General features: G+C 37.5%; 18 protein-coding genes and 1 pseudogene. 11 read left to right on the top strand and 8 right to left on the bottom strand.

What is annotated here, in order from left to right; translation table 11 throughout:
- The first annotated feature begins 48 nt into the window (after nt 1–48).
- The 4 genes from BN990_RS16855 to cydC are packed head-to-tail and all read left to right on the top strand — an operon-like array spanning nt 49 to nt 5,903.
- The gene (locus BN990_RS16855; RefSeq protein WP_038246115.1) at nt 49–1,401 is read left to right on the top strand and encodes a cytochrome ubiquinol oxidase subunit I; all 1,353 of its coding nucleotides are present in this window, start codon (nt 49–51) and stop codon (nt 1,399–1,401) included.
- Nucleotides 1,398–2,411, top strand: coding sequence for a cytochrome d ubiquinol oxidase subunit II (locus BN990_RS16850; RefSeq protein WP_021290542.1), 1,014 nt, complete (start codon nt 1,398–1,400; stop codon nt 2,409–2,411). The genes BN990_RS16855 and BN990_RS16850 overlap by 4 nt, the downstream gene beginning before the upstream one ends.
- Nucleotides 2,412–2,454: 43 nt before the next feature.
- Nucleotides 2,455–4,191, top strand: a complete 1,737-nt coding sequence (gene cydD / locus BN990_RS16845; protein WP_038245849.1) for a thiol reductant ABC exporter subunit CydD — start codon at nt 2,455–2,457, stop codon at nt 4,189–4,191.
- Nucleotides 4,188–5,903 carry a thiol reductant ABC exporter subunit CydC gene (gene cydC / locus BN990_RS16840; RefSeq protein ID WP_021290544.1) on the top strand — a complete coding sequence of 572 codons (1,716 nt, stop codon included), beginning with the start codon at nt 4,188–4,190 and terminating at the stop codon, nt 5,901–5,903. Before cydD ends, cydC begins: the two co-directional genes overlap by 4 nt.
- Before the next feature lie 239 nt (nt 5,904–6,142).
- Here cydC and BN990_RS16835 read toward each other — a convergent pair whose 3' ends face one another.
- The 4 genes from BN990_RS16835 to BN990_RS16820 all read right to left on the bottom strand — a co-directional run bounded on the left by BN990_RS16835 (nt 6,143) and on the right by BN990_RS16820 (nt 9,432).
- Nucleotides 6,143–6,733 carry a 5' nucleotidase, NT5C type gene (locus tag BN990_RS16835; RefSeq protein ID WP_021290545.1) on the bottom strand — a complete coding sequence of 197 codons (591 nt, stop codon included), beginning with the start codon at nt 6,731–6,733 and terminating at the stop codon, nt 6,143–6,145.
- Nucleotides 6,730–7,839 (bottom strand): bifunctional diaminohydroxyphosphoribosylaminopyrimidine deaminase/5-amino-6-(5-phosphoribosylamino)uracil reductase RibD, encoded by a 1,110-nt coding sequence (ribD, locus tag BN990_RS16830; RefSeq protein ID WP_038245848.1) that lies wholly within the window; start codon nt 7,837–7,839, stop codon nt 6,730–6,732. Before ribD ends, BN990_RS16835 begins: the two co-directional genes overlap by 4 nt.
- Nucleotides 7,832–8,587: a GTP cyclohydrolase II gene (locus BN990_RS16825; protein ID WP_021290547.1), complete on the bottom strand. Its 756-nt coding sequence runs from the start codon at nt 8,585–8,587 to the stop codon at nt 7,832–7,834. Before BN990_RS16825 ends, ribD begins: the two co-directional genes overlap by 8 nt.
- 251 nt (nt 8,588–8,838) lie before the next feature.
- Nucleotides 8,839–9,432: a TetR/AcrR family transcriptional regulator gene (locus BN990_RS16820; protein WP_021290548.1), complete on the bottom strand. Its 594-nt coding sequence runs from the start codon at nt 9,430–9,432 to the stop codon at nt 8,839–8,841.
- Nucleotides 9,433–9,587: 155 nt separating this feature from the next.
- On the opposite strand from BN990_RS16820, the gene BN990_RS16815 reads away from it, so the two are divergent.
- From BN990_RS16815 to BN990_RS16805, 3 genes are all read left to right on the top strand, one after another.
- Nucleotides 9,588–10,496 carry an ABC transporter ATP-binding protein gene (locus BN990_RS16815; protein WP_038245847.1) on the top strand — a complete coding sequence of 303 codons (909 nt, stop codon included), beginning with the start codon at nt 9,588–9,590 and terminating at the stop codon, nt 10,494–10,496.
- Nucleotides 10,496–12,097, top strand: coding sequence for an ABC transporter permease (locus tag BN990_RS16810; protein ID WP_038245846.1), 1,602 nt, complete (start codon nt 10,496–10,498; stop codon nt 12,095–12,097). Before BN990_RS16815 ends, BN990_RS16810 begins: the two co-directional genes overlap by 1 nt.
- A 142-nt stretch (nt 12,098–12,239) precedes the next feature.
- Nucleotides 12,240–13,979, top strand: coding sequence for an ABC transporter ATP-binding protein (locus tag BN990_RS16805; RefSeq protein WP_038245845.1), 1,740 nt, complete (start codon nt 12,240–12,242; stop codon nt 13,977–13,979).
- Between the two features lie 255 nt (nt 13,980–14,234).
- On the opposite strand, the pseudogene BN990_RS16795 reads toward BN990_RS16805, so the two are convergent.
- Nucleotides 14,235–15,451: pseudogene (locus tag BN990_RS16795) on the bottom strand (IS110 family RNA-guided transposase).
- 607 nt (nt 15,452–16,058) lie between these two features.
- Between BN990_RS16795 and brnQ the strand changes: the two are divergent.
- On the top strand, nt 16,059–17,414 hold the full coding sequence (gene brnQ, locus BN990_RS16790) for a branched-chain amino acid transport system II carrier protein (RefSeq protein WP_021288863.1): 1,356 nt from the start codon (nt 16,059–16,061) through the stop codon (nt 17,412–17,414).
- Nucleotides 17,415–17,478: 64 nt separating this feature from the next.
- Here the strand turns inward: brnQ and BN990_RS16785 are convergent, their stop codons facing one another.
- Complete coding sequence (locus BN990_RS16785; protein WP_021288862.1) at nt 17,479–18,135, bottom strand: GntR family transcriptional regulator; 657 nt, start codon at nt 18,133–18,135, stop codon at nt 17,479–17,481.
- A 112-nt stretch (nt 18,136–18,247) separates the two neighbouring features.
- On the opposite strand from BN990_RS16785, the gene BN990_RS16780 reads away from it, so the two are divergent.
- A complete protein-coding gene (locus BN990_RS16780) occupies nt 18,248–18,967 on the top strand; it encodes an EcsC family protein (protein WP_038245843.1) in 720 nt (239 codons plus the stop codon).
- Nucleotides 18,968–18,994: 27 nt separating this feature from the next.
- On the opposite strand, the gene BN990_RS16775 is transcribed toward BN990_RS16780, so the two are convergent.
- Nucleotides 18,995–20,599 carry a catalase gene (locus tag BN990_RS16775; protein ID WP_038245842.1) on the bottom strand — a complete coding sequence of 535 codons (1,605 nt, stop codon included), beginning with the start codon at nt 20,597–20,599 and terminating at the stop codon, nt 18,995–18,997.
- 180 nt (nt 20,600–20,779) lie between these two features.
- Between BN990_RS16775 and yfkAB the strand changes: the two genes are divergently transcribed.
- Both yfkAB and BN990_RS16765 read left to right on the top strand, forming a co-directional pair.
- Nucleotides 20,780–21,877 carry a radical SAM/CxCxxxxC motif protein YfkAB gene (gene yfkAB / locus BN990_RS16770; RefSeq protein WP_031334918.1) on the top strand — a complete coding sequence of 366 codons (1,098 nt, stop codon included), beginning with the start codon at nt 20,780–20,782 and terminating at the stop codon, nt 21,875–21,877.
- A gap of 178 nt (nt 21,878–22,055) precedes the next feature.
- Complete coding sequence (locus BN990_RS16765; RefSeq protein ID WP_038245841.1) at nt 22,056–23,156, top strand: mechanosensitive ion channel family protein; 1,101 nt, start codon at nt 22,056–22,058, stop codon at nt 23,154–23,156.
- A 162-nt stretch (nt 23,157–23,318) separates the two neighbouring features.
- On the opposite strand, the gene BN990_RS16760 is transcribed toward BN990_RS16765, so the two are convergent.
- Nucleotides 23,319–24,074 carry a DUF3891 family protein gene (locus BN990_RS16760; RefSeq protein WP_038245840.1) on the bottom strand — a complete coding sequence of 252 codons (756 nt, stop codon included), beginning with the start codon at nt 24,072–24,074 and terminating at the stop codon, nt 23,319–23,321.
- Nucleotides 24,075–24,210: the final 136 nt, after the last annotated feature.

Raw genomic sequence — 24,210 nt, 5'->3', positions numbered from 1 at the left:
ACTGAGCAAGTGCAATGATCGCTACATAATAAAGGAGGGATACCAATGATGACTGAGTTGGATCCAGTTCTTATGAGTCGACTCTTAACAGCATTAACATTAGTATTTCACGTTATATTTGCTACCCTTGGCGTTGGTGTTCCATTAATGATTTCCATTGCTGAGTTTATCGGGATAAAAAAGAATGATCCACATTATCTAATGATGGCACGTAGGTGGACACGTGGTTTTGTTATTCCTGTTGCTATTGGAGTGGTAACAGGTACAGCAATAGGATTACAGCTTTCTTTGCTATGGCCAGAGTTTATGCAAGTTGCGGGAAATGTTATTAGCTTACCGCTATTTATGGAAGTCTTTGCTTTCTTCTTTGAAGCAATCTTCTTGGGTATTTATCTATATACATGGGACCGATTCAAAAAACCAATGATGCACTGGTGGTTGTCGTTACCAATTATTATCGGTGGTGGTCTATCCGCAGTATTTATTACTTCCGTAAACGCCTTTATGAATACACCTGAGGGGTTTACAACAGGAGCAGGTGGATTCGCAACCGTTAATCCACTCGACGCGATGTTCAATCCGGCAACGCCGACAAAAGTATTTCATGTTTTAGCATCAGCCTATTTAACAGTAGCTGCTATTTTAGCAGCAATTGCTGCATTTAGTATGTTACGTAAAAAACACACGGAGTATCATAAAAAAGCACTGAAACTAACGATAACACTAACATTCATTTTTTCTATTTTGACAGCTATCGCCGGAGATGTTTCAGCGAAGTTCTTAGCAGAGCATCAACCTGAAAAGTTAGCAGCGGCAGAATGGCATTTTGAAACGGAAGAAGGAGCAGATCTTGTTTTATTTGGCTGGTTAGGTGATGAGAACACTCCAGCTGGTGCGCTTCGCTTCCCAGGACTTTTAAGCTTCTTAGCTTATGGTGATTTTCAAAGCGAGGTAACTGGTCTAGAAGAGTTCCCAGAAGACGAGCGACCACCATTATGGATTCACTATATGTTTGACTTGATGGTTGTTATCGGGTTTTTCCTATTAGGGGTTTCCTTATTATATATTTTAGCCTGGAAAATTAAACGGTGGAATGAGCATAATAAATGGATGCTTTGGCTTCTCGTAGTTAGTGGACCTTTAGCAATGCTAGCAATTGAATTTGGCTGGATATTTGCAGAAGAAGGCAGACAACCATGGATATTACGAGGTTATATGTTGGTTGAAGATGCTGCTACGACTTCTCCGTATGTAGGTTGGATGTTCTTATTATTCCTTGGGCTTTACACTGTATTAGGTGTACTAGGAGTGGCAGTATTGCGAAAGTTATTCAAAAATAACCCTGCTGAAGAGGAACTAGAGAAGAAGTACCCGACGATAGAAAAGGGTGATAACAAATGAGTTATGAAATAATTGGGATTACCGTTTTATGGATCTTTCTATATGGTTATTTAATTGTTGCATCGGTTGATTTTGGAGCTGGTTTCTTTGCCTATTATGCGAAGGTTACCAAAAAAGACCATATAATGAACCAATTAATTTCTAGGTACTTGTCCCCTGTTTGGGAAGTTACAAATGTATTCTTCGTGTTCTTCTTTGTTGGAATCGTTGGGTTTTTCCCCGATTCAGCTTATTACTATGGGACAGCATTGCTAGTTCCTGGTAGCATTGCAATTATACTGCTTGCCATAAGAGGGTCATTCTATGCTTTTGAGAATTATGGTTCGAAAAAGAGCAATGTATATATGTTTTTGTATGGGGCAACAGGATTATTAATTCCTGCATCCTTATCGATTGCATTAACATTGTCTGAGGGTGGATTTATACTCGAAGAAAATGGCGTTGTATCATTGGATTACCTTGCGTTATTTACGAGCCCTTATTCTTGGAGTGTAGTTGTACTTGCAGTCGTTTCTGTATTGTTTATTAGCGCTGCATTTCTAACCTTTTATGCAGCTAGAGCAAATGACCAGGCAGCATTAAAGTTAGTTCGTAAATATGCATTGTTTTGGGCAACACCGACCATTATTGCAGCGTTAACTACATTCATCGCATTAGGTCAGCATAATGAGCGACATTACCAAAATATGTTTGATCTTTGGTGGATGTTTGGTCTTTCCGTTGGTTTCTTTATCATTGCCATGTGGTTAATTTATGAAGGGAAACGATTTGGATTGGCATTTATCAGTGTAATGCTACAATTCTTCTTTGCGTTTTTTGGGTATGGTGCTAGTCATCTTCCATATATATTGGATCCATATGTTACGATCTACGAAAATGCAACACATGAAGCAACAGGTATTGCTTTAATAGTGGTATTTATCCTAGGGTTGTTTTTATTAATTCCTTCATTAATCTTGCTGATGCGTCTATTCCTGTTTGATGCAGATTATGTGAAAGGGAAGAAATAGTGATTGATGTAACGAAAGATACTGTTGAACAGGAGCATATATAATGCGTACGATAAAAGCGTATCTGAATGCCAAAAAATTTAGCATGGTTTACCTCTTCTTCTTTGCTTTGTTAACGGGTGGAGCGATTGTTGGCCAAGCCTTTTTACTTGTTACCGTTATTGATGGTGTGTTCCTAAAAGACCAAAGGTTTCAAGAAATCCTACCATTATTGGGAGGGTTGTTCTTCATTCTTCTAGCTCGTTCGATTTTTACGTATATGAGTGGAAGACTTGGCGTACGATTAGGAGCGGAAGCAAAAAGACATTTACGTCATGAATTGCTTGATAATTATTTAAAAAATCCGGTTCAAGCATCACTGAAGGGACAATCAGGACAAAAGGTCAGTATGATGATGGATGCAGTTGATGAGGTAGATAGTTACTTCAGCCAATACATTCCACAATTGATTCGATCTTCGGTCATCCCTGTCGTTCTATTAATCGTTGTATTTAATCAACATGTGAATAGTGGAATTATTATGGTAATCACTTCTCCATTTATTCCACTTTTTATGATTATTATTGGTATGCAAACGCAAAAAAAATCCGAAGAAAAAATGGATGAATTGGCTGCTTTTTCAGGTGAATTTTTAGATACGGTACAAGGGCTAGTTACTTTAAAGTTATTTGGTAAATCTAAACAGAAGAAGGAGACGATTAAACAAAGCAGCTTGCAATTTCGAGACGCGACGATGGAAATTCTAAAAGTCGCCTTTACCTCATCCTTCATGTTAGAACTCATTTCGATGTTAGCCATTGGAATCATTGCATTGGAAATAGCTCTACAGTTAATTATCTTTGATGGAATTAGTTTCTTTGCAGCATTCTTTGTACTCGTGCTCGCACCTGAGTACTTCACTGCATTACGTGAATTAGGAACTGCCTTTCATAATGGAAGAAGCAGTATGGGTGCCATTCGTAAAGTGGAAGAGGAACTTAAAGAAACAGATGAATTCACTGTGCAATGGGGGAGTAAACCTATACCAGAAAAGGGTTTGCCGGTAAGAATAGATATTGAGAATGGCGGTTTTCAGTATGGAGAAGCCGATTTTCAATTAAAAAAAATGAGTACCAATTTCTCCCCTTTATCCAAAAATGCGATTGTCGGTAAAACGGGTTCAGGGAAGTCCACGCTCTTGCATATGATTGCAGGAATCATTCCAACACATCAAGGGTCCATCCTTATCGACGGAGAACCTTTAACGAAATATAGAGAGGCAGACTGGTTTCATAGACTCAGCTATATTTCTCAGCACCCCTATATTTTTTCAGGCACGATTGCAGATAATATTGCGATCGGAAGTCCTAACCAAGTTACTCGAAACGAAATAGAGCTTGCAGCAAAGCGAGCCGGGATTGCAGAAACAATAGCATCGTTTACGTATCGTTATGACACAGTTGTAGGGGAAGGTGGCCGAGGGTTATCTGGCGGTGAAAAACAACGTTTAGCTCTAGCAAGGGCTTTTCTAAAGCAGCCTTCTATTGTACTATTCGATGAACCAACGACCGGATTAGATTTGAAAACAGAACGAATCTTACAGGCTTCTATTGAAAAACTAGCTCAGACAGCAACAGTTATTACCGTAGCTCACCGATTGCACACGATTAAAGATGCGGATAAGATCTTGATTTTAGATGATGGGGAACTTATTGCTGAAGGTACACATGAGCAATTATTGCAAATAAATTCTGTTTACCGAGATATGATTGTTGTGCAACAAGGAGGGAAGGCAGAATGAGGGATCTAGTGTTTGTTACGAAACAAATGATGAAAGAAAAAAGAGATATTCTGCTTTCAATCTTATTAGGATTTATTGCGGGGCTATCTACAGTGGTATTGTTCTCAGCTAGCGGGTATTTAATTGCAAAAGCTGCTTTGCAGCCACCATTTTATACATTGATTATCTTAATTGCATCTGTAAAAATGTTAAGTTTTATTCGTGCCTTTAGTAGATATGCAGAGCGGTTTGTATCCCATCGCGGAACCTTCACAATGCTAAGTAATTTACGGATGGCGTTTTATGAAAGGCTAGAGCCCTTAGCGCCAGGTATATTTACTTCGTTTCGAAGTGGAGATCTCTTAGCAAGAATTGTAGGGGATGTAGAAAGTCTGCAAAACTTTTTCTTACGCGTGGTATACCCGCCAATCGTGCTAGCTTTAGTGTTTATCAGTACGATTTTCTTTGCATCCTTTTATTCTATCCATACAGCAGTAATTCTACTAATTGGTTTATTATTTACCGCCGTTGTAATCCCTGCTATTTTTGTTATACGTCAACGTTCAATAAAAAGCCAAGTTCGAAATAAACGAGCGATATTATCGACAGAAGCTACCGAATTTCTTTATGGTTTCCGCGACTTAAAAATATATCAGCAAATGGATGAGAAAAGAAAGCAACTTTTAGCACATTCGGATGCTTATATAAAGGAACAGGAGCAGGAGGAAATCAATACGTTATATAATCAATCAGTGAATCAATTTGTATCGTTACTCGTTACATGGACTGTGTTATCCATAAATGCATATCTAATTGGTCAAGGGCAGCTTGATGGCGTGCTATTAGCAATGTTAGTAATGCTTTCGATTACTTTATTTGAAGATGTGGGGCCGATGGCGGTTTTCCCGATTCACTTTGAGGATAGTAAGCAAGCTGCGAATCGTTTATTTTCTGTGGTTGAACAAGAAAGAGAAGAATGTGAAGAATCATCCACATTATCTGTTGGTTTCCGTACGCCTCCTAAAATATCTATGTGTGATGTTACCTTTACCTTTCCGGATGATGGAAGGCCAGCTGTTCATACGGTGAATATGGAACTTCCTGCTGGTTCGAAAACAGCTATTGTTGGCGCTAGTGGATCTGGCAAATCAACGTTACTGCAGCTTATAATCAAATTAATCATGGCTGATAGCGGGGAAGTTCGACTGAATAATATGGAGATAGCGCAGTTCTCGCAGAAAAGTGTCCTGGAAGAAGCAAATGTCGTTCTTCAAGATAATCATTTCTTTTACGGTACGATACGAGATAATCTTAAGCTCGCCAGTGAAACGGCTACGGATGAGCGCTTGCAAGAATTACTGGTTAAAGTTCGATTAGAGCATCTTGACTTAGATCATTCTGTCTATGAAAAAGGAGAGAATTTATCTGGTGGAGAGAAACAACGATTAGCCATTGGAAGAGCAATGTTGAAAGGAGGGCAATTCTGGTTGCTGGATGAACCAACCTCCTCCCTTGATACCGTAACGGAACAATCCATTTATGCACATCTTTTTGATCAAGCGTCTAATGACACCGTTGTGCTCATAAGTCACCGATTAGCTGGTATGGAGCAGATGGATCAGATTATTGTCATGGATCAAGGTACGATCGTAGAAACAGGAACATTTACAGAGTTAATGACGAAACAAGGGTACTTCTATGAAATGAAAGAACTAGAAAGAAACCTGCTATAAAGCTGAATAGGGGTTTAATAGAAAAAAAGAAGGAGAGACCAAAGTATTTTGGGCAAAGCATCATCGGCTAATTACTACGGTGAGGAATGGCGAGCCTAGGCGTAAGTCACAGCAAATAAAATAGGCATGGCCTCTGCGAGAAGGTACGCCCCAAGTTAGCTCGGTACGGAGTCGCAGAGCATGCCGTATTTCAAGTTGTGTTTTTAAATGAATTATATTGATTTTATTCGGATTTCAATTTATCGTTTTCTGTTATGTTTCAGGCTCTTTTCATACATATGCTTGAATTCGCTCCAGTGAAAGAGACGAGTGGCTTCTCTGTATTCCTTATTATAGGATTGATCTTTTATGATTGGTGTTGTATCTATATTTTTTAACGTACGCAGCACAGTGGGTTTATCATCTACATAGTAGTCAAGGTTCAACTGATGAATAATGTTAATTTTTTCATTATCTTTCATTCCATAGTAGAATTTATCATCTTCAATAGGAAAGCCTTGTTCTCTCAACCATACCTTTGTACGCTCGCCATGTTTGTGTGGTCGCGCAGTAATATAATAGATATCATGCCCACTATATTTTAAATCTTGGATTGTTTTTAAAGCTCCAGGAAAGATTGGACAATCTGTATAATATATGGTTTCTAGGGTGTTTTCCCACAATTTTTTCCCTTCCTCATCAGTAAGTCCGAAAGGTTCATGGATTTCTACTCGCTGTAGCGAATAGAAGGATTCCATCGGTAGCTGCATATTTAACTTTTCTCTATAAATGAGAAAGGCATGTTCTCGTAAATTGATTAGTGTATCATCAATGTCAAAGCCAAATTTCATTCGCAATCCCTCTTGTCACTATAAATTGGATAACCTGTCCATTTAAAGTCTTTGCCAATTGGCTGTATTTCTGTCTCGCTCAGCTCAATGGCATCATGCATCTCATTTATCCCTGTTCCCTCAAGAAAGCTAGGAGCATGTTTACCCCCAATTAATTTAGGAGCCATATATAGTATCATTTTATCTATTAAACTATGTTCAATAAATGACGCATTGATTGCACCACCAGCTTCAATTAGCAAGGAAGAAATGCCGTGTTGTCCTAAATAAGTGATTACTTTTCGTGGATCAACTGTGTTTGTACCTTCTGTCGGAATAACGATTATACCAAGCGATTCCAATTCTTTACGCTTTTGTTTGTCATAATTTTCAGTTGTAAATATCCATGTACCTGCTTGTTTATCCTGAATAAGCTGGTAATCAAGTGGAATTTTTAATGTAGAATCCATCACGATTCGTAGAGGGTTTCTACCGTTTGGAATCCGTGCTGTTAATGCTGGATTATCTTTTAATACTGTATTAATCCCGGTTAAAATCGCCATATGTTCATGTCGAAGTTGATGTACATCTGCTCTAGCCTCTTCAGATGTAACCCATTTGCTGCTTAAGGTATGACTGGCAACTTTGCCATCTAGTGTTATTCCTGATTTTAATGTAATAAATGGGCGTCTTTTGGTTATAAAGGTATTAAATACTTCGTTCATTTTACCTGCTTCTGCTTGTCTGATACCAACTATTACTTTAATACCTGCATCCTCTAAGATAGCTACTCCATTTCCCGAAACAATTGGGTTTGGATCTAACGTTGCGATTACTGCTGTTTTAATACCTGCTTTTACGATGGCTTCTGCGCATGGACCAGTACGACCATGATGGGAACAAGGTTCAAGGGTTACATAAATCGTACCACCTCGTGCCTGCTCTCCGGCCATTCGTAAGGCATGAATTTCAGCATGTGGCTCCCCCGCTTTTAAATGGGTTCCAACACCGACAATTCGATTATGATTAACGATGACGGACCCAACTAATGGATTGGGGTCCGTTTGACCTTTCATAGCTCTAGCATTGTTTAAGGCAATATCCATATAAACAGCATGACTAGTCATTAAAACAAGTCCCTTCGGATTTTAGGTGGCCAGATTTAGTTACCTTGGTCTGTAAGTATTTTCGGTTGTATTCCGAGATATCTCCCCATAATGGCGTTCTCCCTGAAACAGAAAGGCCAGCTTCTTCTAATGCATCCAATTTACTGGGGTTATTTGTGATTAATGTTACTGCTTTGCTGCGTAATGTCTTTAACACAAGGATGGCATCTTCATAATTTCTAGCGTCATTTACAAAACCGAGTCCTTCGTTTGCCTCAACTGTGTCATAGCCATTCTCTTGAAGAAGGTAAGCCATCGCTTTGCTAAACAGACCAATACCTCTACCTTCATGATTTGCTAAATAAAATAGCGCACCGGCTCCATTTTCCTTTATACGTTTCATTGATTCCTTCAATTGAAATCCACAATCGCATCGTTTACTTCCAAATATATCTCCAGTATGACAAATAGAGTGCATACGAATTAGGGCATTTTCAGCATTAGCGAAATCACCGTATACTAAAACACTGGATTGTTGATACTCTGCCAGATTCGAAGAAGCTAATTTATGGATAATCTCTTCATAGTCCTCCGTGACTTCATCATAATTAAGCCAGCAATACCATTGGAATACGGTTGTTTCACCTTGTAGATTGACTGGTAGTTGAATCGGTCCAACCAAATATATGGCACGTTCATTTTTTTGAATCAGTTGAATTTTATCTTTCAAAATAGAAAAAACGTCAGATTTAAGCTTCATTTGTTCCATTTTGTAATCTCCTTTCATTTGCACTAAGTATAATGAAAAAAACGGATATCTTCAATTTTTCGTGCTTCAAACGAAATTTTTTGATGTTTTTTGTTATAGTATGTACCAAATTGCCTGATTGATTGGGGAAAGTTAAAACAAAGGCGTGAATTCCTTGTTTAGGAATAAAATGAAGTTTTCCATTGTTACTCGGTCATACCAACAAAAAAGCTTGTAGAGGCATATAGCTGCTTCTCTACAAGCGGAAAGATCTAATTAGGATGATCTCCTTTCCCAATAATCCCATAGAATAAGATCTTCATGATATCTTCCGTCATTGGCAGTATTTTATTATATATATCTTCACGCTGCATGGCTTCTTTAAAAATGTGGAAATACATTAAAATCGACTCATTCGATAGATCTGGATCAACATATCCTTCGCGTTTCCCTTCTTCAAATAACTCCATCATTTTCGGTATCGCCTTTTTTTGGTATAACTCTTCAATATAACTAATACCAGCAGAATATTCTTTCATAATCACATTGTAGAAATTGGAATTGATATGTTGGGCTGTTTCTGTCTTAGCGAAGATAAGCTTCTTTATCTTTTCAGGAAAGGGTAAATCGTTATCAAATAATGACTCAAACTCCCACCATGTTTCGCTTATATAATGTTTAATTACTTCATGAACAAGGTTGTTTTTGCTCTCAAAATAATTGTAAATCGTTACTTGAGATACATTTGCTTTTGTAGCAATTTCTTTAATAGAGACTTTTTGTACGCCAAAATCCATGAATAATGTTAAAGCAGCCTGCAATATATGTGATTTTTTTAATTCGCGTCTTCGTTTAAAACCATCCAAGTAGTTTCACCTCATTCTAATTTTAATAAAAAATATGTAATAAAACAATAAATATATTTCATAAGTTATTGCATAAACAATTTTATTTATATATTATGAAATATATGGGTTAAAATATTTCATAATTTAGATGCGAACATAAGGGGGAAGTAAAAATGCCTGTGTTACAAACAACTAACTTAACAAAGAAATTTGGAAAGTTTACTGCGTTAGATGGTGTGAATATAGAAGTTAATGAAGGAGAAGTTTATGGGTTTATCGGTCCCAATGGGGCAGGCAAATCAACAACCATTCGGATATTATTAGGGATATTAAAAGCGACAAAAGGGAACGTAACCATCTTTGGTAAAGATGCGTGGTCCAATGCTGTTTCTATTCATGAGCGAATTGCTTATGTTCCAGGGGATGTGAATTTATGGCCGAATTTAACGGGAGGAGAAGTTATTGATCTGTTTGTAAAATTACGTGGCGGAAATAACCAAAGCCGAAGAGAGGCTTTGATCAAACGATTTGAATTAGATCCAACCAAAAAATGCCGTACTTATTCAAAAGGAAATCGGCAAAAAGTGGCATTAGTAGCTGCTTTCTCGTCTGATGCAGATTTATATATTTTAGACGAACCTACTTCCGGTCTTGACCCATTAATGGAGAAAGTATTTCAAGATTGTGTCTTAGAAGCAAAACAGGCTGGTAAAAGTATTTTGCTTTCTAGTCATATTTTATCGGAAGTAGAAAAGTTATGTGACCGTGTTGGAATTATTCGGCAAGGTAAGATTATTGAATCTGGATCTCTAAGTGAAATGCGACATCTGACGCGAACGAATTTATTAGTAGAAACAAAACAAGATATTGTTGCGTTAAGTGAAGTCGAAGGCGTACATGCTATCGAAAGAGAAGGGAATGAAATTTCTTTTCAAGTAGATACCGAAAAATTGGATGATGTCATACGTTATATTAGTAAATTTGGTTTGGTGAAACTGCAAAGTGCTCCTCCAACATTAGAGGATTTATTTATGAGACATTATGAAGGGAATATAACGGCTGGAGCTGGGAGGGAAGTGTAATGGCAGGTTTAACAAAAAACACAGGGAAGTTGTCTCGTTTTCTCCTACGGAGGGATCGTATACGAATTCCTGTCTGGATTTTGTCATTAGCTATCATTACCTATACCATTGCCTTATCTTTTACGGATCTCTATGGATCAAAGGCGGATCGTCAAGCGATTGCTGAAACCATGTTAAATCCTGCAATGACAGCTATGGTTGGTCAAGGGTATGGGCTGGATAATTACACATATGGAGCCATGATGGCACATCAGATGCTCCTGTTCACAGCGATTACGGTGGCAATCATGAGTATCTTATTAGTTACAAGGCATACGAGATCAGATGAGGAAGACGGTCGAATTGAACTGATCCGATCATTACCAACTGGTAGGTTATCAAATTTATTCGCATCGTTAAACGTTGTTTTCATGACGAATTTTTTTATGGCGCTTCTCATTGGATTTGGTTTAGCGGCATTAGATATTGAAAGTATGGACTTAGAGGGTTCTCTTTTATATGGTGCAGCCCTAGGGGCAATAGGCTTTTTCTTTACAGCAATCACAGCGGTATTTGCACAGCTTTCTGAGAACTCCCGTGGTGTTATTGGATTGTCCTTCTTTGTGCTGGGTATTGCTTATATTTTACGAGCGATTGGAGATGTAAGTAATGAGACATTATCTTGGATTTCTCCATTGGGCTGGATTTTAGGAGCGAAGGTTTATGTTAATAACTATTGGTGGCCAATTCTATTAACCATCGGTGTATCGTTCATTCTTTGTATATTGGCACTCTATTTAAATGGTATTCGGGATTTGGGTTCTGGATTTTTACCAGCCAAGCCAGGTAAAAAATATGCATCTGTACTGTTAAAAAGTCCATTAGGGCTGTCCTTTCGTCTTCAACGTACGGGGATAATTGCTTGGGCAATAGGAATGTTTGTATTAGGTGCATCCTATGGTTCCGTATTAGGGGATTTAGATACCTTTTTTGAAGATATTGATATGATGAAACAAATGCTAGCACCTGTAGATGGTTATTCGCTGACAGAACAATTTATTACCATGTTAATGAGTATTATGGCTATGATTAGCACGATACCAGCTTTAATGGCACAATTGAAATTAATGGGTGAAGAAAGAAAAAATAGAACAGAGCATTTGTTAAGTCGTGCAGTTTCTCGTACACGGCTATTAAGTAGTTCATTAATCATTTCTATTCTTGTTTCGTTTGTTATGTTATCTTTGGCAGCACTTGGTCTTTGGTCAGCAGGCTCTGTATCGATTAATGACGGAATGGATATTACAGTTGTGTATCAAGCGGCAATAGTCTATTTGCCTGCGATGTGGGTAATGATTGGGCTGACGGCATTTCTTATCGGCTTTCTCCCACAGGTAAGTAACTGGGTATGGGGGTATTTAATTTATTCATTTATTGTTGTGTATTTAGGCAATCTAATTCAATTTCCTGAGTGGATGAGCAGCTTGTCCCCGTTCGGGCATATACCTCAGATACCTATTGAAGATATGAACATAACTGCAGTTACCATCCTTACAATTTCTGCAATAGGCTTGATGGTACTCGGGTTTATTGGTTATCGTCAACGGGATATTGGTGGATAAGGCATGCTTTTAAATAAAAACGCTGTTTTGTGGAACAAAGCAGCGTTTTTATTATTTAAGGCTGGAAGGGGAGAATCATGTATTATGTTCTTTTTTCATTTATAATAAAAGGATAGATATTCTAAGATAGGAGTACATGGTATTGGAAAAATCCCGTAATGATTTGAAGCTATTTATTTCGTTTATCTTGTCTACCAACATTCCAAAGCTCCCTCTTTCAATAGGATTAGTTGGTAGTGTAATCACAACACTTGTAGGTCTAAGTATCCCTCTGCTAACTAGGGAATTGGTTGATGGGTTCTCCTTAGAATCGGTGAGTATCATGCTGATAGTGATGATAGCGGTTATTTTTATTTTGCAAGCCGTAATCGATGGTGTATCTACTTATATGTTAGCATTAGTTGGACAGAAGATTGTTGCCCGGCTTCGCGAACGGATGTGGAGGAAGTTAATCCATCTACCAGTTAGCTATTTTGATAAAACAAACAGTGGGGAATCGGTAAGTCGTGTGGTCAACGATACCGGAATTGTGAAAGATCTGATATCTCAGCATTTTCCACAGTTTATAAGTGGGTTAATTTCTATCATAGGTGCCGTTGCTATACTATTAATTATGGATTGGCAAATGACACTGATGATGTTAATTGCTGTTCCCATAACGATTTTACTGATGATGCCATTAGGTAGCAAAATGGCTAAGATCTCTCGAAGTCTACAGGATGAAACGGCGGTATTTACTGGTAATATTCAGCAAACATTAAGTGAAATAAGGTTAATGAAGTCGTCTACAGCGGAACCTTTTGAGGAACGAAAGGGATTACATGGAATTAGTAAGCTATATTCATTCGGCTTAAAAGAATCAAAAATCTTTGCTTTGATTGGGCCACTTATGTACTTAATTATTATGGCTGTAGTAGTGGTTATTATTGGATATGGAGGTATACGTGTGGCCAATGGTTCCATGTCTACCGGATCATTGGTGGCATTCTTGCTTTATTTGTTCCAAATCATTATGCCAATTACCACATTTGCTATGTTTTTTACCCAATTACAAAAAGCAAAGGGTGCAACAGAGCGAATTATCGATATTTTGGATTTATCAGAGGAACCAGGGAAAGATGGTGCTTCTTTAACAAACGCAAATCGCATCATTCAGTTTCATCATGTATCCTTTTCCTATAATCCAACAGAACAAGTTTTAAGAAATATCACTTTTGCTGCCCATCCTGGTGAAATGATCGCATTTGCTGGTCCAAGCGGCGGGGGAAAAACAACGTTATTCGGTTTGTTAGAACGATTCTACCAACCAACAGAAGGTGAAATTTTCATTGGTGACACGTCGATTGAGAAAATGTCGTTGCAAACATGGCGAAGTCATATTGGTTATGTCTCACAAGAAAGTGCGATGATGGCTGGTACCATTAGAGAAAACTTAACCTACGGTTTAGCTGACGCAACAGATATTTCAGATGACCGGCTTTGGTTGGTTACCAAGATGGCTTATGCAGATAGGTTTATAGCAACGTTTCCCGATCAATTAGATACAAAGGTTGGCGAAAGGGGAGTTAAACTATCTGGGGGACAAAGGCAACGCATTAATATAGCTCGAGCATTTCTACGTAACCCAAGTATACTGATGATGGATGAAGCAACTGCCAGTTTAGATAGTCAATCAGAAAAGGTTGTTCAACAAGCCTTAACTAAATTAATGGAAGGACGCACAACCTTTGTAATCGCTCACCGCCTATCAACGATTGTAGATGCGGATAAAATTATATTTATCGAAAATGGAGAAATAACAGGGGTGGGAAAACATCAAGAACTAATGGATCGGCACGCATTATATAGAGAATTTGCCCAGCAGCAATTAACAGATCGGTGACATGAAAGGGGAGTAGCTGCGACTAGAGGGAGTAGAACCCCCTTTGTTTTAAGGCACCTCAAAGTTGGATTTGTTTTCTAACTTTTCTTACCTCCAGTCAAGTGTTTTACACAATTTATTTGAATTATTTACCTTGATTTATTCAGGGGGGATAAACCTCCTGAGTAAGTCAAAATTTCCGCATGACTAATAGACCTGACGTTTTTCCATTTTTTTCGCAAGGTCTTTATGGTATAGTGAGATTAGCCTAGGTGATTATGAATGAGTAGAAGCAATTTCATAATCGTATGGTATGTTGTGTGAAATAAGGTGAAATGCCACTTTCAAGAACTTATTTATACACGCTATCATCGCAACCTTATGAGGTTTCCTCTGAGGTTGTTTTTTTAATTTGTCATAGTAATCAACGATGTGATTCTGTCCTTTTTTTCGTAATGAAATCATGGAAAAAATCATGAAATATAATATTTTCCGTAGTTTCTTATTGCCACGTTTATTGATACGATCTCTATATTGTGTATTACCTGACTGATATCGCATAATATCAATTCCAACGTATGCATTCAGCTGTTTGGCATTTTTAAACCGTCGTATATCTCCTAGTTCACCAATAATTCTACATGCCGTCGCATCACCAATGCCAGGGAATGAACGAAGGATATGATATTCCTTTCTATCAAGAGATAAGGCAACCATTTTTGCGATAATTTCTTCTTTCTTATCTCTTAAGTCTGCAATTCTGCTTGCGTAATCCCTTACTTGTTCACAACGTACATCCGATGCATCGATAGCTGGGTATGAGTTTTTGGCAACTAGTAAAAGCTCTTGTGCCTTCTTATCTGCTAGTTTAAGAGAAAGATTTTTTTTGGTATTCTTTTTCAGGCTATTTCTATTACTGTTTTTGAATGTACCAATAAAAATGATGGCTGCGGATACAATTGAACGATGTTCAAAAAGAGTGCTGAGCTTGGTGTAATCATTCGTTCTAGTTCCGGAAAAGATAATTGTAAAATCGCATGCATTTTGCCCCGTAGTTGGATTAATTCTTCATCAACTTCGTCGTAATAACGTGATAGGGCACGCATTTGATTATAATAGGTGTCTTGTTGAAACATTGGCTTACGGTTTATTTTAAAGTGTGTTTTAGCCAACTCATGCGCATCGCTTTTATCGGTCTTATTTCTTCGCATAGCTGCTGTCTGAAGTTTTGCCTCAAGTGGATTTAAGCGGCAATATATGTATCCACGATCTTGAAGAAATTTTTCCAAAGCCATTGAATAAACCCCAGTCGCTTCAAAAACAATTTCCGGTCTTTGACCCTTTTGTTGTTCTAACAATATCATTCGCTTACGAAGTGATTCGAAGTCCGCTTGACAATGATTTATTTCCCCTTCAAATATACAGCGTTTTTGATCATAAATAACTATCGTACTTTTACCTTTACTTACATCGAGCGCAACTACAGGTTTCATTTCGTCTCCTCCAATTAATTACTCATAGAAGTCTTCACATAACCTTATCGATTCCACTTTCTTATACACGATCTCTAGGGACCCAACATACTAACTTGATTCAAATAAGGGTGTGAAGTGAGCCTGTTTGGGGTGCGGATTCAATATTGATCCCAAAGTTAGATCGGCTTTTCTTCACTCCTACTATAAAAAAATAGTAGCACAAAACCATGGCCTTGGTTTTGTACTACTAATCTTAGTATGTTTGGGGTGTTTATTATTGAAAACGATAGGAGAAACAAAATGATGGGATTCTAACCTCTCTGGGAGCGCAATTGTGGATTGAGAAATGGAAGCAATTTACAGAATTGTGTGAGGGAATATTATATTTAGAAATAGGATTGTTCCTCGAAGCAGCAAATTTTATCACGTACTGATTTTTGATTGGAAATAAAGATTTACATTTTTTGTCTTCAAATTTTAGTCACATACCTGTCTAAATTATGAAAAAATTACACGTAATATATTGCATGTTACGCAAAAAGATAGTATGATTAACAACATCGATATATTGCATATAAATTAAACAATATAAACTAAAATTTTACATCTGGGAGAGGGCATATTTATGAAGGAAAAACTTACATTTTCATCGTACGCAACTATAGGTGTGATGTTGTTTGCGTTATTCTTTGGAGCTGGTAATTTAATTTTTCCTGCTCAACTTGGACAACTTGCTGGAGAGAATGTATGGCAGGCGGTATTTGGCTTTTTAATTACGGGAGTAGGGTTACCGCTTTTAGGTATTCTGGCTATGAGTTTTTCTGGTAGTAAAAATCTCCAGGATTTGGCAGGTAGAATTCATCCAATATATGGCGTCTTATTTACTTCGTTACTTTATTTAACCATTGGCCCTTTTTTTGCTGCTCCCCGAACAGGGACAGTAGCATATGATGTTGGTATTTCACCATTTGTTAGTGAAGGATTCCAGCAAGGAGGCTTACTGATTTTTACACTTGGTTTCTTCTTCGTAACGTTACTTTTTTCGCTGTATCCTGCGAAAATTGTCGATTATGTTGGAAAGATACTAGCGCCTGGCATTGTTGTATTACTTGTAGTGTTGCTAGCTATGGTTGTCTTTCAGCCAATGGGCGCCTTGCAATACCCTCAAGAAGCATATACAAATGGTGCATTTGTGAAAGGGTTTTTGGAAGGATACAATACAATGGATGCTTTAGCTTCGCTTGTATTTGGTATTATCGTTATTAAAGCAATTCGTTCACTTGGTATTACCTCCAAAAGGGAGATACTAGGAGCGACTGCAAAGGCAGGATCTGTTGCCATCGTTTTATTAGGTGCAATATATGTTGGAATTGCTTATTTAGGTGCTACGAGTACGGAAGTTTACGGAATATTTGATACTGGTGGACCAGTGTTAAGCAGTGCAGCAACGCATTATTTTGGAACATTCGGTTTAATTTTATTAGCCATCGTTATTACCTTAGCCTGCTTAACGACGAGCATTGGTTTAACAACAGCTTGTGCAGAATATTTTCATTCGCTATTTCCGAAAGTAAGTTATAAGAAATTTGTTGTATTTTTCGCATTTATAACGTTTGTTATAGCTAATTTTGGGCTTGCGAATATTATTACCTACTCTATACCTGTATTAATGTTTTTATATCCTTTAGCGATTGTGTTAATGTTATTAGCATTCTTATCTCCATTGTTTTATCATAGACGAGCTGTTTATATTTCAGTTATATCTGTAACTTTTTTAATCAGTAGTATTGATGGTTTAAAATCATTGTGTGAGTCAGTAGGAATACCATATTTTGATTGGATGCTCCCAATAATTTCATTCTACGAAACAGTATTACCACTTTATCCAGAAGGGCTTGGTTGGTTACTTCCTGCATGTATCGTAATGATAGTTACTGGTGTTGTTATCCGAATTCAAAAAGCATCGACCGTTCATGCTTAACTAAAAAAACCGACTTTCTACTAGAGAAAGTCGGTTTCATCGTTTATAAACCTACCTATAAATGCTATTTTAATGCTTGAAATTCTTGAATGGTACGTAACCAGTTTTCCTTCATAATCGGAGCTAATGCCTCATTATTACCTTCTTTCATAAGTTTAATAATTTGGCTATGTTCTTCTATGGATTTTTCGGTTAGAATGATGGAGTTATGGAAGAATAATCGTCTTACATGGGCCTGTAAGTTAGCAATAATATTGTGGATATAAGGATTATTAGCAGCATCTACAATGATTTGATGAAATTCTTCATCAATTTTTAATGCAGCATAGTAGTTCTCAGAGCGAATGGCCTTGGCAAACCTCTCGTTAACCTCTTCCAAAACCGCAATGATATCTTCTGTTAAGTTTTCAATAGCCAATTCTGCTGATAAAGCTTGTAAAACGGCTAAAGGCGGTAACAAATCATTCATCGATTCCTTTTCAACATCGGTTACTTGTGTAGCTTTCCCAGGAAACATCTTTACGAACCCTTGCACTTCTAAAAGTTGTAAGGACTCTCTGACTGGCGTTCTACTTACGCCTAATGCTTGAGCAAGTTCAGAATCATTAAGCTTCTCACCAGGTTGTAAGGTACCATCTATAATCCATTGTTGAATTTGATTAAATGCACTTTCTTTCGCGGATTGTCGAACTGGCTTGGAATGATCTGAAGGTATTGGCATATCTACTCCCCCTTCCTGAATAATTTTTAGTATACTAAACAGTATACAATAAAAATGGGAATATGAAAAATGCAATATATTAGTTGAAAATTGTAAGTGAGGAGGTCATTTTTTGGTTGCTTATGAGGACATCGTTTCCCAAGAGTTAGCACAATGGCGTAAAAAGATGTATGCGAAACCTAGCTTATTTAATCAGCTTTCTAAAAAAGCACAAACAAAAATAAACAATTGGATTCCTGAGAAGATACACGGTATCATAACCGATAGTATTAAAAATATGGTGAAGGCAACTTTGGTTGGTTCTCATGTGACTACGCGAAAACCAGAAGTACAGGAATTGAATTTGTATCAGCAAGATCAACTTGTAAAAGAAAAGTTATCTACTTATAGAAAAACTGCATCTGCGGAAGGCGCAGGGACCGGTGCAGGTGGAATATTACTGGGATTTGCTGATTTCCCATTGTTACTTTCAATTAAATTAAAGTTTCTATTTGAAGCTGCTACGATATATGGCTTTAATACGAAGGAATATGAAGAACGATTATTCATTTTACATATCTTTCAATTAGCCTTCTCTAATGAAAAAACACGGAAACAGACCATGCGCATTATCGAAAATTGGGAACAGGAAAAGCAGCATTTATTAGATATGGATTGGCGGGCTTTTCAGCAAGAGTATCGTGATTATATTGATTTAGTTAAATTATTACAATTAGTCCCAGGTTTTGGAGCAATTGTTGGTGCCTACGCTAATTACAATTTACTGGACCAGTTAGGGGAAACAGCGATGAATGCTTACCGCCTCAGGATTTTGAATATACCAAAAAACTAAAGCTCCCGAATTGGGAGCTTTACCTTTTTAATATGGGTCGGCGTCGTGTCCTTTTTCAATAGCCTGTTCTGGTGCGTTTTCACTATCTTTATTGCCTAACGGATTTTTACTTGTCTCATCCATCATCATTTTCTTCGCTTCTTCTATCCCTTCACGCAAGCGACGGCCATATTCTTCATCTGCTTCTTCAGCAAGAGCAATCATTTTGTCTTGAATTCGTTGGTCGCATACGGAAATATCATTAACTAGATTTGTAATTAAATCATCTTTTTCCCAGTCCTTGAAACGACGGAATGTTTCGCCTGCTTGTTTTGTGTTATTGTTTCTTTCAATGGATTCACGCACAAGCTCGCCTTTTACTTCAGGGGTGTATTCTTTTCCTGTTTGTTCTGCTTCTTTTAGTCCCCCTAATACCGAAGGCTCATAGTTAACATGAGGGTTTTGACCAGGTGCTTTATCGTTTTGTTGGCGTAATTGACCGCCTTCCTGATTGGTAGCAACTCGCTTCTTAGCAGCATTTATTGGAACCTGTAAATAGTTTGCGCCTACCCGATAGCGTTGTGTATCTGAATAGGAAAAGGTTCTCCCTTGCAGCATTTTGTCATCTGAGAAGTCGAGTCCATCAACAAGAACTCCGGTTCCAAATGCTGCTTGTTCTACTTCCGTAAAATAGTTTTCCGGGTTTTTATTTAATACCATTTTTCCAACTGGTAACCACGGAAACTTATCCTCTGGCCATAATTTTGTATCATCCAGTGGGTCAAAATCTAACTCGGGATGATCATCGTCGCTCATAATTTGGACAAATAACTCCCACTCTGGATAGTCACCTCTCTCAATCGCATCATATAAGTCTTGGGTAGCATGATTGAAATTGGTTGCTTGAATTTCATTTGCTTCTTGTTGAGTTAAGTTCTTAATTCCCTGTTTCGGTTCCCAATGATACTTAACTAGTACGGCTTCCCCTTCTTCATTTACCCATTTGTACGTATTTACTCCCGAACCTTGCATCATTCGATAGTTTGCAGGTATACCCCAGGGAGAATAAACAAATGTCACCATATGAAAGCTCTCTGGTGAATTAGCGCAAAAGTCAAAGAAACGCTCACTGTCTTGGATATTCGTAACCGGATCTGGTCGGAAAGCATGAATCATGTCTGGAAATTTCATGGCATCTCGAATGAAAAAGATTTTGAGATTATTTCCTACCAAATCCCAGTTTCCATCTTCCGTATAAAATTTAACAGCAAACCCACGTGGATCTCGTACCGTTTCTGGAGAGTGGTTACCATGAACTACTGTGGAGAATCGAATAAAAACAGGTGTCTGTTTTCCCTTATCCTGAAAGACTTTTGCTCTTGTATACTTAGATACTGGCTCATCGCCAGCCGTTCCATATGTTTCAAAATAACCATGTGCTCCTGCTCCACGAGCATGAACAATCCGTTCAGGGACTTTTTCACGGTCAAAATGACTAATCTTTTCAATAAAATCATAGTTCTCCAACGTTGCTGGTCCACGATTTCCTACTGTGCGGATATTTTGATTATTGGTAACGGGGTGCCCTTGCCTTGTCGTTAAGGTATCTTCATTTTCAATGTTATTAGGCTTATTTGGATCTTTTCTTTCCATTAGAATCACCATCCTATTTTCAATCAAGTTTCGCTGTTTTTAGTGTTGCCCATTTCATTGCAAATCATTCTTATTTTGTAACAGATACAGACGGAATAAGCTGATACATGATAAGATAATGATAGAGTATTTTGTATAGAGAGGGTTTTTCACGTGAAATTATCAGAAGCGAGACAAACAATGTCCCCATCCTATGATCCTTGGGAAGCATATTTAGATGTGGAACAGTATGGGGAAATGACATTGTCTAACATTGAATTTACAACAACAACGCTTTGTAATATGCGCTGTGCCCATTGTGCTGTTGGTTATACACTGCAAGGAAAGGATCCCGATGCTTTGCCAATGGAATTAATGGAACAGCGATTAGATGAAATTCCTCATCTGCGGACCTTAAGTATTACTGGCGGAGAGCCAATGATGTCAAAAAAATCGGTTCGTAATTATGTACTGCCATTGCTACAATATGCACATCAACGTGGCGTTAAGACACAAATAAATTCCAATTTAACATTGCCTTATAGCCGATATGAAGAGATCATCCCATATTTAGATGTATTACATATTTCACATAATTGGGGGACAGCAGAAGAATTTGCAGCGACTGGTTTTGCGAGGATGGAGAGAAAACCGACGGAGGAAAATCGAAAGAAATATTTTGAACGAATGGTGGCTAATTCCCAAAAATTATCAAGGGCAGGCGTCATGGTTTCTGCTGAAACCATGCTAAACGGCCGAACCTACCCTTATTTAGAAAAAATTCATGACCATGTTTTAGAAATGGGATGTACACGCCATGAAATCCACCCAATGTATCCAGTAGACTTTGCCAGTAATTTAGAAACCTTATCGTTAGAAGAAATGCGGATTGGCATTGAAAGATTATTAGATCATCGTGATCCAGATACATGGATGCTATTTGGGACGTTACCTTTTTATCCTTGTAGCTCATCCACAGAAGATATAGCGTTACAAAAGCGTCTTTTTCAAGAAAAAAATGTCTCAGTCAGGAATGATCCAGACGGACGATCCAGATTAAATGTCAATATCTTCTCAGGGGATATCATTGTTACGGATTTTGGAGATGAGCCAAAACTCGGAAATATTCAGACAACGTCTTTACCAGAAGCTTATGCGCGTTGGATGCAAACAGATACGGCTAAATCATTGAATTGTCATTGTCCAGCTGTCAAATGCCTCGGACCAAATATTCTTGTCAAAAACACGTATTACAAAGAAATGGATTTTCAAAAACGACAAACGAATATTATGTTATAGCAATAACACGCCATCATTTTTTTGACGAACGATTCAGTTCCAAAGACACTACGAATGAACGCCAGTAGTGTCTTTTTGTTGTGCCACTGGTATTCAACATAACAGACTGCATGTCTATTCTTCCTCTGATGAATATATACATATAGTAATAAACATCTTTTGGGGGTAAATTTGCGTTATGTCTTTAGAATTTCTTCAATTTTTACAAACCTATGAAAAGCTGATTTATTGTAGTTTAGCTGTTGTTGTTTTTTTCATGTTTTATTTGCTTAAAAAAGTAATTACTAGGAATTTATTTCTACTGCTATTAAAAATAAGTAAGCATCGACTTAACGGCTTCTTTTTGCAATTACGCTTGTCATTTGAACAACCTATACAGGGATTGATCTTAATACTTGGGGTTTATGTTTCTGTTCGAATATTTCCGTACCTCGATCAAGACCATGTGTTTTTTATGCATGTCATACGATCATCCATCATTTTTATGATCGGTTGGGGGTTATTTAATTTATCTTCATCTTCATCGTTGATGTTTACCAAATTAAATAAGCGATTTCATTTAAAGATTGATTCCATTCTTATTCCCTTCTTTTCAAAAGCTATCAGGCTCATTATCGTTGCAATTAGTTTTAGTGTTATTGCTCAAGAGTTTGGCTATGATGTCAATGGTTTTGTTGCTGGATTAGGGATTGGCGGACTTGCGTTCGCTTTGGCAGCTAAGGATGCATTGGCTAATTTATTTGGGGGCATTATTATCATTACAGAAAAACCATTTACAATTGGCGATTGGATTCTTACACCAAGTGTAGAAGGTACCGTTGAAGATATCTCTTTTCGAAGTACGAAAATCAGAACCTTCGCTCAAGCATTAGTTACCGTTCCCAACGCAACATTAGCAAATGAATCCATAACGAACTGGAGTAAAATGGGGAAAAGACAAATAACTTTTAGTTTACGTCTTACGTACGACACATCAAGAGAAAAAGTGGAGAGTGTTGTATCTCAAATTGAATTGTCATTAAGAGAGAATAACAACATTCATCAAGATACAATCTTTGTTAATTTTGATACCTATAAAGAAAATGGACTCGATGTTTTTCTGTATTTCTTTACGAAAACAACCGATTGGGGAGATTATTTAAAGATTAGAGAATCTGTTAATCTGGAGATTCTTGATATTCTGGAAAGAGAAGCGGTTTCTATCGCTTTACCAACCAGAAAATTACTGATTGATAGAGATGTTGCTGCAAATGATCCTTTCGTTCAACAGCAGACATAATAAAAATCGGGCTGGGAAATAAAAGATAATTCCTAACCTAAAAAGAGACGATAATTGGCGGGACAGCCCCAGCTAACCGAGGGGAAGGAAAATCGCTTACCCCGGTCTTCCGCCTCGTACTGTACCCTTGGCTCTGTTTGCCCTATCCCTATGGCAACATAGTTAAGATACAATGGAAAACGATATTTGTTTAAAAGAAGATTGCTTGTATGCACGGATAAGACCATTCGTAGTTATTTCGCGTTTAGTCACCCATTTATATGAATAACCAAAGGATGTATCCTTTTGAAATGGAAATTCATTAACACGTAATGTATGGTTATCTTTCCAAGTTATTTCTAGTGATTTTCCATGAAAACAATCTAATGTATCTGGTATCGGGATTCCATTTTTAAAGAAGGGATGTTCGTTTTTACCAGGTTCATTGATGCATAGAAATAATGAAAGGTTATCACATAACTGTAAAAGACCATAATGCTTCATGAATATATCAAAACGAAATTCTGGAAGCTGGCGAATAATTCGTTGCTGCCGCAATCTTTCTTGGCTAACAAACTGGCGACTTTCTAATTGATTATCGTCTAAAAGAAACCGAGTATAATGAAAACTGCATAATAATGCTGCGTATGAATCATGAGCTTCAACATTTTCAATTCCATTTGTGTAAAGCAATGTTTTAACTGGATTGGGGAAATCGGTGAAGCTATAGGGGACTTGATGATAGTCGTTCCAAAACGGATCCTGATCATAAGCTTTCCAGCCACCATCATGCTGATCAATGGCTAAAAACAACGAGGATTGAAATGGAGAATTTGGCAAATGGAACGTATTCCATTGTCTAATCATATCACCAGAGACTCGTGCATGATGATCTTGTTCAATCATAATAAATCCATCTGGTTGTTCTCTAACAATCATGAAAATTGGCCTCCCTTTCTAAATTCAATGTAAGAATATCTGTTTTTTTTCTATCCTTAACTTGATCTTGCACCTAATTTGCCTTATAGGACAAATTTTACTGATTGGATTTAGATAATTCAATTATTTAAAATTT

It is taken from the genome of Virgibacillus salexigens, assembly GCF_000723585.1.
GTDB classification, from domain to species: Bacteria; Bacillota; Bacilli; order Bacillales; family Amphibacillaceae; genus Virgibacillus; species Virgibacillus salexigens.
This window is presented reverse-complemented; position numbering and strand designations above follow the sequence as displayed.

Coding starts and splice junctions, on each gene's coding strand:
- BN990_RS16815 (WP_038245847.1), top strand. CDS start 9,588: ATGCCTGTGTTACAAACAACTAACTTAACAAAGAAATTTGGAAAGTTT.
- BN990_RS16765 (WP_038245841.1), top strand. CDS start 22,056: ATGTCTTTAGAATTTCTTCAATTTTTACAAACCTATGAAAAGCTGATT.
- brnQ (WP_021288863.1), top strand. CDS start 16,059: ATGAAGGAAAAACTTACATTTTCATCGTACGCAACTATAGGTGTGATG.
- BN990_RS16760 (WP_038245840.1), bottom strand. CDS start 24,074: ATGATTGTTAGAGAACAACCAGATGGATTTATTATGATTGAACAAGAT.
- yfkAB (WP_031334918.1), top strand. CDS start 20,780: ATGTCCCCATCCTATGATCCTTGGGAAGCATATTTAGATGTGGAACAG.
- BN990_RS16825 (WP_021290547.1), bottom strand. CDS start 8,587: ATGGAACAAATGAAGCTTAAATCTGACGTTTTTTCTATTTTGAAAGAT.
- BN990_RS16855 (WP_038246115.1), top strand. CDS start 49: ATGACTGAGTTGGATCCAGTTCTTATGAGTCGACTCTTAACAGCATTA.
- BN990_RS16775 (WP_038245842.1), bottom strand. CDS start 20,599: ATGGAAAGAAAAGATCCAAATAAGCCTAATAACATTGAAAATGAAGAT.
- ribD (WP_038245848.1), bottom strand. CDS start 7,839: ATGACTAGTCATGCTGTTTATATGGATATTGCCTTAAACAATGCTAGA.
- BN990_RS16810 (WP_038245846.1), top strand. CDS start 10,496: ATGGCAGGTTTAACAAAAAACACAGGGAAGTTGTCTCGTTTTCTCCTA.
- BN990_RS16850 (WP_021290542.1), top strand. CDS start 1,398: ATGAGTTATGAAATAATTGGGATTACCGTTTTATGGATCTTTCTATAT.
- BN990_RS16785 (WP_021288862.1), bottom strand. CDS start 18,135: ATGCCAATACCTTCAGATCATTCCAAGCCAGTTCGACAATCCGCGAAA.
- cydD (WP_038245849.1), top strand. CDS start 2,455: ATGCGTACGATAAAAGCGTATCTGAATGCCAAAAAATTTAGCATGGTT.
- BN990_RS16835 (WP_021290545.1), bottom strand. CDS start 6,733: ATGAAATTTGGCTTTGACATTGATGATACACTAATCAATTTACGAGAA.
- cydC (WP_021290544.1), top strand. CDS start 4,188: ATGAGGGATCTAGTGTTTGTTACGAAACAAATGATGAAAGAAAAAAGA.